A 14,624-nucleotide genomic window follows, 5' to 3' on the forward strand; every position below is an offset into this window, starting at 1 on the left:
TGCTGCGTTGCAGCGTAATGTCCGGGCGCCGGATGACCGACAATGGCCAGGTCCTGACTGCGCGTGAGTGCCATGGCTTTGCATCCGTACGATCTGTTCGATGTCCGTTCCCTGCTCAGCGAGGAAGAGCGCGCAGTGCAGGACAGCGTGGCCCGTTTCACCAATGAGCGGGTGCTGCCGATCATCGGCGATGCCTTCGACCAGGCGCGCTTCCCCGACGAACTGGTGCCGGAGATCGCCGCACTGGGCCTGCTGGGCGCGACCCTGCCGTCCGAATACGGCGGCGGCGATCTGGGCGCGGTCAGCTACGGCCTGATCTGCCAGGAACTGGAGCGCGGCGATTCGGGCCTGCGCAGCTTCGTTTCCGTGCAGAGCTCACTGTGCATGTACCCCATCTACGCCTACGGCAGCGAGGAACAGCGGCGGCAGTGGTTGCCGGCGATGGCGCGCGGCGAACTGATCGGCTGCTTCGGCCTGACCGAAGCGCATGGCGGCTCGGACCCGGCCGCGATGAAGACCCGCGCGGTACGCGACGGCGGCGACTGGCGCATCAGCGGCAGCAAGATGTGGATCACCAGCGGCCCGGTAGCCGATCTGGCCATCGTCTGGGCGCAGACCGAGGACGGTATCCAGGGCTTCGTGCTGGAGAAGGGCATGGCCGGTTTCACCAGCCAGGAAATCAAGCACAAGATGAGCCTGCGCGCCTCGCTGACCGGTGCGCTGTTCTTCGACGATGTGCGCGTGCCCGACAGCCATCGCCTGCCCAACGTGAAGGGGCTGAAGGGTCCGCTGGGCTGCCTGACCCAGGCCCGCTTCGGCATCAGCTGGGGCCCGATCGGCTCGGCCATTGCCTGTCTGGATGAAGCCCTGGGCTACGCCAAGGAACGCGTGCTGTTCGGTCGCCCGCTGGCGGCCACCCAGAGCGCACAGATCAAGCTGGCCGAGATGGCGCGCCGCATCACCACCGCGCAGCTGCTGGCCCTGCAGCTGGGGCGGCTGAAGGAAGCCGGCCAGTTGCAGCCGCAGCAGGTCAGCCTGGCCAAGTGGAACAACTGCCGCATGGCGATTGATATCGCCCGCGAATGCCGGGACCTGCTGGGCGGCGCCGGCATCACCACCGAGCACGTGGCGATCCGGCATGCGCTGAACCTGGAATCGGTGATTACCTATGAAGGCACCGAGACCGTGCACCAGCTGGTGATTGGTCGAGAGCTGACCGGCATCAACGCGTTCTGACCGTCATCCACGCATGGCGTGGATCTACGGGGCAGGTGGCGACGTTGCTGGTAGGTGCCAACCTTGGTTGGCACAGACCCTTCCGCGCGCGACCAGGCATTGGTGCGGACCAAGGTCCGCACCTACCAGAGGAGTTCCGCACCCGCCAGACGTGGGCCGCAGCCATTCATTGGTAGGTGCCAACCTTGGTTGGCACAGACCCTCCGCGCGCGACCAGGCATTGGTGCGGACCAAGGTCCGCACCTACCAGAGGAGTTCCGCACGCGCCAGACGTGGGCCGCAGCCATTCATGGGTAGGTGCCAACCTTGGTTGTCACAGACCCTCCGCGCGCGACCAGGCATTGGTGCGGACCAAGGTCCGCACCTACCAGAGGAGTTCCGCACCCGCCAGACGTGGGCCGCAGCCATTCACTGGTAGGTGCCAACCTTGGTTGGCACAGGCCCTCCGCGCGCGACCACGCGTGTGTGCGGACCAAGGTCCGCACCTACCAGGCGCGCGTTACGCGCCGCCGGCGAAGCCGTGCTGGCGCCAGGCTTCGTACATCAGTACGGCCACGGTGTTGGACAGGTTGAGGCTGCGGTTGCCCGGCTGCATCGGCAGGCGCAGGCGCTGGCCGTCGGGCAGGGCATCGAGCACATCCTGCGGCAGGCCACGGCTTTCCGGGCCGAACAGGAACGCATCGCCGTCTGCAAACGCCACGCTGTCGTAGCGCACGCTGGCCCGGGTACTGAGCGCGAACAGCCGTTTCGGTGCAATGCGCGCCAGCGCGGTGTCCAGGTCGGGGTGCACCTGCAGGCGCGAATACTCGTGGTAGTCCAGCCCGGCGCGCTTGAGCTGCTTGTCTTCCAGTGCGAACCCGAGTGGTTCGACCAGGTGCAGCTGCGCGCCGGTGTTGGCACAGAGCCGGATCACATTGCCCGTGTTGGGCGGGATTTCCGGTTGGAACAGGATCACGTGGAACTGGGGCGCGGCATTCATCGGTGCAGTGTACCTGCCGCCGCTGCCGCCTTTACGGCGCACGCCCTGCGCGGGGCAGGGCGGCACCGCTTACGGGCGCAGCAGCACCTGGGCGGTTTCGCTGGCCAGGGCCTGCAGGTCGGCGGCGCTCGGGCGAACCTGCAGGGTCGGCAGGTTGGTGATCACCTGGTTGGCCACCGAGGTGGCAGCGGCAGCCAGGGTGGCGGCGTAGCGCTCGGCTTCCAGTTCGGCGGCCAGGGCGATGCGCTGCTCCAGGCTGGGGCGCACTTCCACGGCTGCCAGCGTCGTGATCGGCAGGGCCGCAGCGACCGGGGCGGCGACGTAGCCGTCGCGTTCGGCCAGCTGGTCGGCGCTGGGGCGAACCTGCACGGCCGCCAGGGTGGGAATGCCGCTGGCCTGTTCCCAGGCCTGCTGGGCCAGTTGGTCGGCGGCCGGGCGCACCTGCACGGTGTCCAGGGTGGTGATGGATTCGGAGGCCTGCACCGACGAAACAACCGCGGTGCCGGCGATCAGGGCGATGGCGATGGCAATGGTCTTGGCGTTCATGACGGGGCCTGTTTAGTGTTGTTGGGCGGTGGTGTGGTAGTAAGGTAGTACACCAGTTCTGGGCATGCAAGAAGAATTTGCGATTTTCTTCTTGTGTTCAGCGTTCAGTCAGTTTTGATCTGAAGCCCTTCCCGGCGCAGGAACTACACAGCAATCGCCGTGCCAACTTTTTCGCGTTGATTCCAAAGGGTTTTTTACGATCTGCAGGGTGTCCGCAGGGCGGACACCTGTCCGTTCTGCACGCCGTGGACACTGTCCGGACGCATGGGCGTGCGTTACGTGACCGCCGCGGCGGGGCTGCCTGACGCTTCCTGCGCAGTGACTGCTGGCCGATACCGGGCAGGCGGGACACACGCTAGGATCGGCATTCACCAACGTGACCAAGGATCTGGAAATGTCTTTCGCCCTGCGCCCGCGCACCGCGCTGCTCGCCGTTGCCCTCAGCACCGCCCTCGGCACGCTTGCGCCGACCACCGCCCTGGCGGCCAAGCCGACCGCGCCGGCGAAGGTGGACATTCCCTTCGAGCAGTTCACCCTGCCCAATGGCCTGCGCGTGATCGTGCATACCGACCGCAAGGCGCCGATCGTGGCGGTGAACGTCTGGTACCACGTGGGCAGCAAGGACGAGCCGGCGGGCCGCACCGGCTTCGCCCATCTGTTTGAACATCTGATGTTCCAGAGCAGCGAAAACCACGACGGCGAATACTTCGAGCCGTTCAAGCAGGTGGGTGCCACGGGCCAGAACGGCACCACCAACACCGACCGCACCAACTACTTCGAGAACGTGCCGACCACCGCGCTGGACATGGCGCTGTGGATGGAGTCCGACCGCATGGGCCATCTGGTGGGCGCGATCGACCAGGCCGCGCTGGATGAGCAGCGTGGCGTGGTGCAGAACGAGAAGCGCCAGGGCGAGAACCAGCCCTACGGCCAGGTCTGGGAAAAGCTCAACCGCGCGCTGTACCCGGCCGGCCACCCGTACCACCACAGCGTGATCGGGTCGATGAACGACCTCAACGCGGCGTCGCTGGATGATGTGAAGACCTGGTTCCGTACCTGGTATGGCCCGAACAACGCGGTGCTGGTGCTGGCCGGCGACATCGACCTGGCCACCGCCAAGGAAAAGGTGGCGCGCTACTTCGGCAGCATCCCGGCCGGCCCGACCATGGCGCAGCCGAAGGTGGACGTGGCCAAGCGTGCCACCGACACCCGCGAAGTGATGACCGACAAGGTGCCGCAGGCGCGCATCTACCGTGCCTGGAACGTAGCCCAGGTCGGCACCGCCGACATCGACCAGCTGCAGCTGCTGGCCGAAGTGCTGGGCGGTGCCAAGTCGTCGCGCCTGAGCCAGCGCCTGCAGCACCAGGACAAGCTGGTGGACAACATCAGCGCCGGCGCCTATGCCTCGCAGCTGGGCTCGAACTTCATGGTGATGGCGACGGTGAAGCAGGGCCAGGACCCGGCCCGGATCGAGAAGATCATCGACGAGGAAATCGAACGCCTGCTCAAGGACGGCCCGACCGCCGATGAGCTGGCCCGCGCCAAGACCGGCTTCCGCGCCGGTTTCATCCGCGGCATCGAACGCATTGGCGGCTTCGGCGGCAAGGCCGACGCGCTGGCCGAATGCACCGTCTACACCGGCGACCCGGGTTGCTTCCGCACCTCGCTGGCCAACATCGACAAGGCCACCGCCGCCGATCTGAAGCGCCTGGGCGCGCAGTGGCTGGACACCGGCAGCCACACCCTGGTAGTCGAACCGGGTGAGCGCGTGGCGCTGAAGGAAGAGGCGTCGCAGACGCCGAAGCCGTTCAACGTGCCGGCGGTGGACAGCAAGTACAGCACCCTGCCCGAGCAGGTCGACCGCAAGGCCGGCGTGCCGCAGACCCGTGAATTCCCGCAGTTGAAGTTCCCGGCGCTGCAGCGCGCCACGCTGAAGAACGGCACCCAGGTCGTGCTGGCCGAGCGCCACGAGATTCCGGTGGTGCAGTTCAGCTACCAGTTCCCGGGCGGCTTTACCGCCGACCAGGGGCGCAAGCCGGGCACCGCCAACTTCACCATGAGCCTGATGACCGAAGGCGCCGGCAAGCTGGGTTCGCTGGCCTTCGCCGAAGCCGCCGACGCGCTGGGCGCCAACCTGGATGCCTCGGCCGGCCTGGATTCGGTGGACGTTGAACTGTCGGCGCTGAAGGAAAACCTGGTGCCGTCGCTGGCGCTGTATGCCAGCCTGCTGCGCGAACCGCGCTTCGAGCAGGGCGAGATCGACCGGGTGAAGGCCTCGTGGATCGCCGGCATCAAGCAGGAGAAGGTGAACCCCAATGCGGTCGCCCTGCGCGTGCTGCCGCCGCTGCTGTACGGCAAGGGCCACCCCTATGCCATTCCGTTCACCGGCAGCGGTGACGAAGCGGCCATCGCCAGCCTGGCCCGCGAAGACCTGGTCGACTTCCACCGCGACTGGCTGCGCCCGCAGGACGGCACCCTGATCGTGGTGGGTGACACCACCCTGGCCGAGATCGTGCCGCTGCTGGACAAGCAGCTGGGCGACTGGAAGGCCAGCGGTGATGCGCCCACGGTCAAGGCCACCACCGCCGTGGCCCTGCCCAGCGCGCCGCGCGTGTTCCTGATCGACCAGCCGGGCGCAGTGCAGGCCAACCTGTTCGCCGGCCAGGTGGTGCCGCCGTCCAGCGATGCCGGTTCGACCCGCTTCGACATCGCCAACGGCGTGATCGGTGGCGACTTCACCTCTCGCCTGAACATGAACCTGCGCGAGGACAAGCACTGGTCCTACGGCGCCCGCACCATGGCCAGCAACACCGTGGGCCAGCGCCCGTGGATGGCGATGGCGCCGGTGCAGATCGACAAGACCGGCCCGGCACTGGCGGAAATGCGCAAGGAAATCGCCGGGTTCGCCGATGGCAGCAAGCCGGCCACCGACGCCGAGGTGAACCGCATCCGCAACATCCAGACCCTCAGCCTGCCCGGTGCCTACGAAACCGCAGATGCGGTGGCCTCGACCATCGGCAACATCGTGCAGTTCAAGCGCCCCGACGACTATGTGCTGCGCCGCAAGGCCGAGATCGAAGCGATGACCCCGGCGCAGGTGCAGCAGGCCGCCGCCACGCTGAAGCCGCAGGCGCTGACCTGGGTGGTGGTGGGTGACCTGAAGCAGACCGAGGCCGCCGTGCGCGCGCTGAACCTGGGCGAGGTGACCGTGATCGATGCCGAAGGCAACCCGGTGAAGAAGTAAGGGGTGTGCCTGCCCGCCACGGCGGGCAGGCCTCCCGAGGTAGCGCCGGGCCATGCCCGGCGTTTTTTCGGCGGCCAGCGATGCCGCGCTGCGCGCTCGCCGGGCACGGCCCGGCGCTACCGGGGGATCTGACCCCATCACCGGCTACCCCCGATTCAGGCTGTTCAGGCAGAATCCCCCCATACCCTTCCAGGATCTGCCCATGCGCGTTCTGCTGCTTTCCTCCCTGCTGCTCACCGTCACCGCCTGCACCTGGGTGCCGATCGAACCGGCCGGCAAGGCGACCCGCGTGCTGCCGGCAGGCCCGGTTCCGGCTGCCTGCATCACCAAGGGCGAGGTCGTGGTGACGGTCAAGAGCAAGGTCGGCTTCTACAACCGCAACCCGCTGCGCGTGCAGGAAGAGCTGGAAACCCTGGCCCGCAACGAGGCCCCCAGTGCCGGCGCCAATGCCGTGCAGGCCGCCGCCGCCCCGGCCGATGGCAGCCAGCGCTTCGCCGCCTTCCAGTGCCCGCCGCGCTGAATCCTTCACCATACGGGGAAGGCTGAATTCGTAAAGATGCGGTGAAGGCGCGGGGGTTATAGAATAGCGCCCCCTTTTGCCTGAGCCTTGGCGCTAACCTCGATGCTCTTCAAGAATGTCTCGATCGCCGGCCTCGCACACGTCGACGCGCCGCATACGTTGACGACCAAGGAAATCAACGACCGCCTGCAGCCCACCCTGGACCGCCTGGGTATCCGCACCGACGTGCTGGGCGATATCGCCGGCATCCACGCGCGCCGCCTGTGGGACACCGGTGTGCTGGCCTCCGACGCGGCCACCATGGCCGGCCGCAAGGCGCTGGAAGATGCCGGCATCACCGCCGGCCAGGTCGGCCTGCTGGTCAACACCTCGGTCAGCCGCGACTACCTGGAGCCGTCCACCGCCTCCATCGTGTCGGGCAACCTGGGCGTCAGCGACGAATGCATGACCTTCGACGTGGCCAACGCGTGTCTGGCCTTCATCAACGGCATGGATATCGCCGCGCGCATGCTCGAGCGCGGTGACATCGACTACGCCCTGGTGGTCGATGGCGAAACCGCCAACCTGGTGTACGAAAAGACCCTGGAGCGGATGACCGCCCCGGACGTCACCGCCGACGATTTCCGCAACGAACTGGCCGCGCTCACCACCGGCTCCGGTGCCGCTGCCATGGTCATGGCGCGCTCGGAACTGGTGCCCGACGCGCCGCGCTACAAGGGTGGCGTGACCCGCTCGGCCACCGAGTGGAACCAGCTGTGCCTGGGCAACCTGGACCGCATGGTGACCGACACCCGCCTGCTGCTGATCGAAGGCATCAAGCTGGCGCAGAAGACCTTTGCCGCCGCCAAGATCGCCCTGGGCTGGGCCGTGGAGGAACTGGACCAGTTCGTCATCCACCAGGTCAGCCAGCCGCACACCGCTGCGTTCATCAAGAACTTCGGCATCGACCCGAAGAAGGTGATGACCATCTTCGGCGAGCACGGCAACATCGGTCCGGCCTCGGTGCCGATCGTGCTGAGCAAGCTGAAGCAGCTGGGCAAGCTGAAGAAGGGCGATCGCATCGCGCTTCTGGGCATCGGTTCGGGCCTGAACTGTTCGATGGCCGAAGTGGTCTGGTAAGACCGCTTGGCCTGTCGCTTGACGGGTCTGGCCTGGGATCGCGCCGCAATGGCGCGATCCGAGCAACGTGAACGCGCCCTCGGAGGCGTTCATGTGCGAAATTCATTAATTTTTCGACATGTCGGCGGCATCATGTCGATTCCATCGACATGAGCGGCTGTATGGATGCCCAGACGCCCTATAACGACCTGCCGCCGCTGCCGCCTGTCGCCGAGCTCGAAACCCGGCCGTTGCTGAAGGCCTGCATCGAAGCGCACAAGGCACTGGCGTCGTTGCGCCAGGCCACCGGCCACCTGCCCAACCCGGCGGTGCTGATCAACACCATCCCGTTGCTCGAAGCGCAGGCCAGTTCGGAAATCGAGAACATCGTCACCAGCACTGACGAACTGTTCCGGTTCGCCGACCAGCAGCACGGTGCTGACCCGGCCACCCGCGAAGCGCTGCGCTATCGCAGTGCGTTGCAGGAAGGGTTCCAGTCATTGGTGGAACGGCCGCTCTGCACCGACACCGCCGAACGGGTCTGCAGCCGCATCAAGGATGCGCAGATGCAGGTGCGGCGCGTGCCAGGCACGGCGCTGGTCAACCAGCAGACCGCCGAAGTGATCTATACGCCGCCTGTCGGCGAGACCCTGCTGCGCGAAAAGCTGGCCAACTGGGAACGCTTCATCCACGATGAACGGGATATCGATCCGCTCATCCGCATGGCCGTGGCGCACTACCAGTTCGAGGCGATCCATCCGTTCACCGATGGCAACGGCCGAACCGGGCGCGTGCTGAACCTGCTGATGCTGGTGGAACAGAATCTGCTCGATCTGCCGGTGCTTTACCTGTCGCGCTACATCATCGAACGCAAGGCGGCCTATTACCGGCTGCTGCTGGCGGTCACCCGCGAAGGTGATTGGGCGGCCTGGATCGCCTACATGCTGGATGCGGTGGCCGATACCGCGCGCTGGACCGGCGCGAAGATCGATGCCATCCGCCAACTGCACGAGCAGGCCTGCGAGTGGGTGCGCATCCAGCGGCCCAAGATCTACAGCCGCGAGCTGATCGACGTACTGTTCAGCCAGCCCTACTGCCGTATCCAGAACCTGGTGGATGCCGGCATTGCCCGCCGCGAAACCGCAGCACGCTACCTGCGTGAGCTGGTGGACGTGGGCATGCTGCAGGAACAACGCATGGGCAAGGAGAAACTGTTCCTGCATCCTGCCTATCTGCGCCTGCTGTCCGACAATTCGCATACCCCGCAACGTTACGTACTGCCGCCTGTGCGCGCGCAGTGATGTTCACCTACTGAAGAACTGGCCCATGAATCTTCCCGGTTACCCCGCCCACCCGCAGCGTTTCGAGGTTCGCCCCGGCCTGTCGATGAGCTATCTCGACGAAGGCCCGCGCGATGGCGAGGTGGTGGTGATGGTGCACGGCAACCCGTCGTGGAGCTATTACTGGCGCACGCTGGTGGCCGGCCTGTCGGACAGGTACCGCTGCATCGTGCCGGACCATATCGGCATGGGCCTGTCGGACAAGCCCGACGACAGCCGTTACGAGTACACCCTGCAGTCGCGCGTGGATGACCTGGATGCGCTGCTGAAGCACCTGGGCATCACCGGCCCGGTCACCCTGGCCGTGCACGACTGGGGCGGCATGATCGGCTTCGGTTGGGCGCTGTCGCACCACGACCAGGTGAAGCGCCTGGTGGTGCTCAACACCGCCGCCTTCCCGCTGCCGGCAGCGAAGAAAATGCCGTGGCAGATCGCGCTGGGCCGGCACTGGAAGATCGGCGAGTGGATCATCCGCACCTTCAACGCGTTCTCCTCCGGTGCCTCGTGGCTGGGCGTGGAGCGGAAGATGCCGGCCGACGTGCGCCGTGCCTACGTGGCGCCGTACAACAGCTATGCCAACCGCATCAGCACGATCCGCTTCATGCAGGACATTCCGCTGTCGCCGGCCGACAAGGGCTGGTCGCTGCTTGAGCGCGCCGGCCAGGCGCTGCCGTCCTTCGCCGACCGCCCGGCCTTCATCGGCTGGGGCCTGCGTGACATCGTGTTCGACCACCACTTCCTGAAGGGCTTTCAGGCTGCGCTGCCGGCTGCCCAGGTGCATGCGTTCGAAGATGCCAACCACTACGTGCTGGAAGACAAGCACGAAGTGCTGGTGCCGGAAATCCGCGCCTTCCTGGACGCCAACCCGGTCTGATCGGGGTGCGGGGTCGGATCCCTCTCGCAGAGAGGGCTCTGACCCTCTCTGTGCGACACGGGGTCAGAGCCGTTTCTTCGAAACGGATCCGACCCCGGGCCTCAGGCCGCGATCGGGCTGCCGTCGCTGCCTTCCCAGTCCGCCGGGGTCAGCGGGTCCAGGCCATAGGCGATGCGCGCCTTGTCGCACTGCGGGCTGGCCTTGCCGTACTCCCACGACGCATCGACCTCGCGGCACACGCTGGGCCGGTTGGGGTGGATGGTGCAGCGTGAATACACGCCGATCTGCGCATCCAGCGCCACGCAGCGCACCGGCTTGGAATGGGTGCCGCGCATGCACAGGCGGTGCGGGTCCAGCGTTTCGGTCAGTTGGTGCGGTACCCCGCCAGGGGTGACCTCGTCCGATTCCATCCAGTGAAAGGCCACGCGGTACTGGGTGCAGCAGGCGCCGCAGGTCATGCAGGGATGTTGCATGGTCAAGCCGCCTCGGGCGGCAGTGGAATGGGGGACGAGGCTGCGGATTTTCCACGAAGTGGGCCGCCGCGCAAGAAATTCCGTAAGCGGCGACAATGAACGGATGAACCGACCCTGCAATATTGCGGCGCGGCTGCCGGAACTGGCCCGTGAACGCCCCGACCAGATCGCCATCCGCTGCCCCGGCCGCCGTGGCGCCGGCAACGGCATGGCCGCCTATGACGTGACCCTGGACTACCGCCAACTGGATGCCCGCAGCGACGCCATGGCCGCCGGCCTGGCCGGCTACGGGATCGGCCGCGGGGTGCGCACGGTGGTGATGGTGCGGCCCTCGCCGGAGTTCTTCCTGCTGATGTTCGCCCTGTTCAAGCTGGGCGCGGTGCCGGTGCTGGTGGATCCGGGCATCGACAAGCGCGCGCTGAAGCAGTGCCTGGACGAAGCGCAGCCGGAGGCCTTCATCGGCATTCCCCTGGCCCACGTGGCCCGTCTGGCGCTGCGCTGGGCACCATCGGCCACCCGCCTGGTGACCGTGGGCCAGCGCCTGGGCTGGGGCGGCACCACCCTGGCCGCGCTGGAGCGTGCCGGCGCCGCCAGCGGCCCGATGCTGGCCGCGACCGACGGCGAGGACACGGCGGCGATCCTGTTCACCAGTGGCTCCACCGGCGTGCCCAAGGGCGTGGTCTACCGCCACCGCCATTTCGTCGGCCAGATCGCGCTGCTGGGCAAAGCGTTCGGCATGGAAGCGGGCGGGGTCGACCTGCCGACCTTCCCGCCGTTCGCGCTGTTCGACCCGGCGCTGGGGCTGACCTCGGTCATTCCGGACATGGACCCGACCCGGCCGGCGCAGGCCGACCCGGCGCGGCTGCACGATGCCATCCAGCGTTTCGGCGTGACCCAGCTGTTCGGTTCGCCGGCCTTGATGCGCGTGCTGGCCCGCCATGGCCGGCCGCTGCCGTCGGTCACCCGGGTCACCTCGGCCGGTGCGCCGGTACCGCCGGACGTGGTGGCCACCATCCGCCGCCTGCTGCCCGACGAAGCGCAGTTCTGGACGCCGTATGGCGCGACCGAATGCCTGCCGGTGGCCGTGGTGGAAGGCCGTGAACTGGAACGTACCCGTGCTGCTACCGAGGCCGGTGCCGGTACCTGCGTGGGCAGCGTGGTGGCACCCAACGAAGTGCGCATCATCGCCATCGATGACGCCCCGCTGCCCGACTGGTCGCAGGCGCGCGTGCTGGGCGTGGGTGAAGTGGGCGAGATCACCGTAGCCGGGCCGACCGCCACCGACAGCTACTTCAACCGCCCGCAGGCAACGGCGGCGGCAAAGATTGCCGAAACCCTGGCCGATGGCAGCACCCGCATCGTGCACCGCATGGGCGATGTCGGTTACTTCGATGCGCAGGGCCGACTGTGGTTCTGTGGGCGCAAGACCCACCGCGTGGAAACCGCGCGCGGGCCGCTGTACACCGAACAGGTGGAGCCGGTGTTCAACACGCTGCCCGGCGTGGCCCGCACCGCACTGGTGGGCGTGGGCCCGGCCGGTGCACAGGTGCCGGTGCTGTGCGTGGAACTGCAGCGCGGCACCCGCGATGGCGCGGCCCTGCAGGAGGCGCTGCGCACGCACGCAGCCACGCACCTGCCCGCTGCCGGCGTGCAGCACTTCCTGGTCCATCCGGGCTTCCCCGTGGACATCCGACACAACGCCAAGATCGGCCGTGAAAAGCTGGCCGTCTGGGCCAGCGCTGCATTGGAGAAGCGTGCATGAAGATTCTGGTCACCGGTGGTGGTGGTTTCCTCGGCCAGGCCCTGTGCCGCGGCCTGCTGGAGCGCGGCCACCAGGTCCTGGCGCTCAACCGTGGCCACTACCCGGCGCTGCAGGCGATGGGCGTGGGCCAGATCCGGGGTGACCTGGCCGACCCGCAGGCCGTGCTGCATGCGGTGGCCGGGGTGGATGCGGTGTTCCACAACGGGGCGAAGGCGGGCGCGTGGGGCAGCTATGACAGCTACCACCAGGCCAACGTGGTGGGCACCGACAACGTGATCGCCGCCTGCCGCGCGCATGGCGTGGGTCGCCTGGTCTACACCTCCACGCCCAGCGTGACCCATCGCGCCACCCACCCGGTGGAAGGGCTGGGCGCCGACGAAGTGCCCTACGGCGAAAACTTCCAGGCCCCGTATGCGGCCACCAAGGCGATTGCCGAACAGCGCGTGCTGGCCGCCAACGATGCGCGCCTGGCCACCGTGGCGCTGCGCCCGCGGCTGATCTGGGGCCCGGGGGATCTGCAGCTGGTGCCGCGGCTGGCCCAGCGTGCCCGGCAGGGCCGCCTGCGCCTGGTCGGCGATGGCAGCAACAAGGTCGATACCACCTACATCGACAACGCTGCGCTGGCTCATTTCCTTGCCTTCGAAGCGCTGGCCCCGGGCGCGGCCTGTGCCGGCAAGGCCTACTTCATTTCCAACGGCGAACCGCTGCCGATGCGCGAGCTGTTGAACAAACTGCTGGCGGCGGTGAATGCCCCGGCCGTGGACAAGACCCTCAGCTTCAAGACGGCCTACCGCATCGGTGCGGTGTGCGAGCGCCTGTGGCCGTTGCTGCGCCTGCCCGGCGAACCGCCGTTGACCCGTTTCCTGGCCGAGCAGCTGTGCACGCCGCACTGGTACAGCATGGAACCGGCGCGCCGCGATTTCGGTTACGTGCCGCAGGTCAGCATCGAAGAAGGGCTGCGCCGCCTGCACGCCGCATCGTGACGGCGGCCTCACGGCGCTGAAGGCTTCATCGCGCGCAGAGGTGGCCGTCACCGGTTGCACACCGCCGGATCGGGAGGATGGACCCACGCCATCCACGGCCCGACCCATCGCGAGGAGCGCCATGCTGCACTACGCCGTTATTTTCTTCGTCATCGCCATCATCGCCGCCGTGCTCGGCTTCTCCGGCATTGCCGGCGCCGCCAGCAACATCGCCTGGATCCTGTTCGTCGTGTTCCTGATCCTTGCGGTGATCTCGATGTTCCGCAAGCGCGGGTAGAGTCGAGCTTGCTCGACTGACGCACCTGTAGAGTCGAGCCATGCTCGACTGTTCCAACAGCAGTCGAGCAAGCTCGACTCTACAGAAGCAGGCCCCGCATGTCGCACGCCATGCGGGTTCCCCGGGTTACACCAGCGCCTTGTCCGCCGCGTGCCGTTCCAGCGCCAGTTCGATCAACCGCGTGATCAGCGCGGTGTAGCCCAACCCGCTGGCACCCCACAGCTTGGGATACATGCTGATGCGGGTGAAGCCGGGCAGGGTATTGATCTCGTTGATGGTGATCTTCCCATCAGCCCCCAGGAACACATCCACCCGCGCCATGCCGGCGCATTCCAGCGCCTGGTACGCCTGCAGCGCGATCTGCTGGATACGCGCCTGGCTGTCGGCATCAATGGCCGCCGGCACCACCACATCGGCCCCTGCGGCGTTCAGATACTTGGTGTCGTAGGCGTAGAACTCGTCGTGCACCACGACCTCGCCACACACACTGGCCTGCGGTTGCTCGTTGCCCAATACGGCACATTCAATCTCGCGGCCGGCCACCGCTGATTCCACCAGCACCTTGTGATCGTGGCGCAGCGCCAGTGCCAGCGCCGCGGCGAAGCCCTCCGCATCCTTCACCTTGCTCACGCCCACCGACGAACCCTGGTTGGCCGGCTTCACGAACAGCGGCAGCCGCAACTGCGCGATCAGCGCGGCCACATCCACCTGCGAGGCCTGGTGGCGACGGATGCACACCCACGGTGCCACCGGCAGACCGGCATCGCGCAGCAGGCGCTTGGCCACGTCCTTGTCCATCGCCGCCGCCGAGCCCAGTACCGGCGAGCCCACGAACGGCAGGCCGGCCATGCGCAGCAGGCCCTGCAACGCGCCGTCTTCACCCAGCGGGCCATGCACGATGGGCAGCACCACATCGATCTGCGCCAGTGCAGCACCCGGCTGCAGCGCCGAGGTGGCGCCGGTCGGGCGCAGCGCGATCCGCGCCGGATCATCGGCATTGAGCAGGAACGCATCGGGCTGCAGCAGATGCCACTGCCCCTGCTTGTCGATGCCGACCAGCACCGGTTCGTAGCGCTGTCGATCCAGCGCATCAAGGATGTTCTTCGCCGACTGCAGCGACACTTCGTGTTCGGACGACGTGCCGCCGAAAATGATGCCAACCCGGGTACGTGCCATGGGCAATGCGATGTCCTGTGCAACAAGGACCCACAGCATGAACCTTCCCGCGCCGGCCAGGTGAGGCACAGATGAATCCCCTTGGACTCATCCAGCCAGGGGTCAGAGCCCGTTGC

The 14,624-nt window shown here is 67.2% G+C and carries 13 protein-coding genes; 9 read left to right on the forward strand and 4 right to left on the reverse strand.

Annotation, left to right across the window (positions count from 1 at the left end; all coding sequences use genetic code 11):
* Positions 1–72: 72 nt before the first annotated feature.
* Positions 73–1,236 carry an acyl-CoA dehydrogenase family protein gene (locus AC06FA_RS15225; protein ID WP_478069046.1) on the forward strand — a complete coding sequence of 388 codons (1,164 nt, stop codon included), beginning with the start codon at positions 73–75 and terminating at the stop codon, positions 1,234–1,236.
* A 499-nt stretch (positions 1,237–1,735) separates the two neighbouring features.
* Here AC06FA_RS15225 and AC06FA_RS15230 read toward each other — a convergent pair whose 3' ends face one another.
* Positions 1,736–2,215 (reverse strand): tRNA (cytidine(34)-2'-O)-methyltransferase, encoded by a 480-nt coding sequence (locus AC06FA_RS15230; protein WP_478069047.1) that lies wholly within the window; start codon positions 2,213–2,215, stop codon positions 1,736–1,738.
* 69 nt (positions 2,216–2,284) lie between these two features.
* Positions 2,285–2,761, reverse strand: a complete 477-nt coding sequence (locus AC06FA_RS15235; protein WP_478069048.1) for an XAC0231 family protein — start codon at positions 2,759–2,761, stop codon at positions 2,285–2,287.
* A gap of 394 nt (positions 2,762–3,155) precedes the next feature.
* Between AC06FA_RS15235 and AC06FA_RS15240 the strand changes: the two genes are divergently transcribed.
* From AC06FA_RS15240 to AC06FA_RS15260, 5 genes are all read left to right on the forward strand, one after another.
* Entirely contained in the window at positions 3,156–6,005 is a 2,850-nt protein-coding gene (locus AC06FA_RS15240; RefSeq protein WP_478069049.1) for a M16 family metallopeptidase, read from the forward strand.
* Positions 6,006–6,207: 202 nt separating this feature from the next.
* Entirely contained in the window at positions 6,208–6,525 is a 318-nt protein-coding gene (locus AC06FA_RS15245) for a DUF4156 domain-containing protein (RefSeq protein ID WP_478069050.1), read from the forward strand.
* 102 nt (positions 6,526–6,627) lie between these two features.
* Positions 6,628–7,644: a 3-oxoacyl-ACP synthase III gene (locus tag AC06FA_RS15250; RefSeq protein ID WP_108748081.1), complete on the forward strand. Its 1,017-nt coding sequence runs from the start codon at positions 6,628–6,630 to the stop codon at positions 7,642–7,644.
* Positions 7,645–7,805: 161 nt separating this feature from the next.
* Positions 7,806–8,924, forward strand: coding sequence for a protein adenylyltransferase Fic (gene fic / locus AC06FA_RS15255; protein ID WP_478069051.1), 1,119 nt, complete (start codon positions 7,806–7,808; stop codon positions 8,922–8,924).
* A 25-nt stretch (positions 8,925–8,949) separates the two neighbouring features.
* Complete coding sequence (locus AC06FA_RS15260) at positions 8,950–9,837, forward strand: alpha/beta fold hydrolase (protein ID WP_478069052.1); 888 nt, start codon at positions 8,950–8,952, stop codon at positions 9,835–9,837.
* A gap of 101 nt (positions 9,838–9,938) precedes the next feature.
* On the opposite strand, the gene AC06FA_RS15265 is transcribed toward AC06FA_RS15260, so the two are convergent.
* Positions 9,939–10,310 (reverse strand): YkgJ family cysteine cluster protein, encoded by a 372-nt coding sequence (locus tag AC06FA_RS15265; RefSeq protein ID WP_199933841.1) that lies wholly within the window; start codon positions 10,308–10,310, stop codon positions 9,939–9,941.
* 103 nt (positions 10,311–10,413) lie between these two features.
* Here AC06FA_RS15265 and oleC point away from each other — a divergent pair, with 103 nt between their 5' ends.
* The 3 genes from oleC (at position 10,414) to AC06FA_RS15280 (ending at position 13,332) form a co-directional block, all read left to right on the forward strand.
* Complete coding sequence (gene oleC, locus AC06FA_RS15270) at positions 10,414–12,072, forward strand: olefin beta-lactone synthetase (RefSeq protein ID WP_478069053.1); 1,659 nt, start codon at positions 10,414–10,416, stop codon at positions 12,070–12,072.
* A complete protein-coding gene (gene oleD / locus AC06FA_RS15275; protein ID WP_478069054.1) occupies positions 12,069–13,055 on the forward strand; it encodes a 2-alkyl-3-oxoalkanoate reductase in 987 nt (328 codons plus the stop codon). The genes oleC and oleD overlap by 4 nt, the downstream gene beginning before the upstream one ends.
* A 121-nt stretch (positions 13,056–13,176) precedes the next feature.
* Positions 13,177–13,332, forward strand: a complete 156-nt coding sequence (locus AC06FA_RS15280; protein WP_107231440.1) for a DUF1328 domain-containing protein — start codon at positions 13,177–13,179, stop codon at positions 13,330–13,332.
* Positions 13,333–13,458: 126 nt separating this feature from the next.
* Here the strand turns inward: AC06FA_RS15280 and ddlA are convergent, their stop codons facing one another.
* On the reverse strand, positions 13,459–14,508 hold the full coding sequence (gene ddlA / locus AC06FA_RS15285; RefSeq protein ID WP_478069055.1) for a D-alanine--D-alanine ligase: 1,050 nt from the start codon (positions 14,506–14,508) through the stop codon (positions 13,459–13,461).
* Positions 14,509–14,624 lie beyond the last annotated feature (116 nt).

It is taken from the genome of Stenotrophomonas sp. Steno-C17 (genome assembly GCF_056393165.1).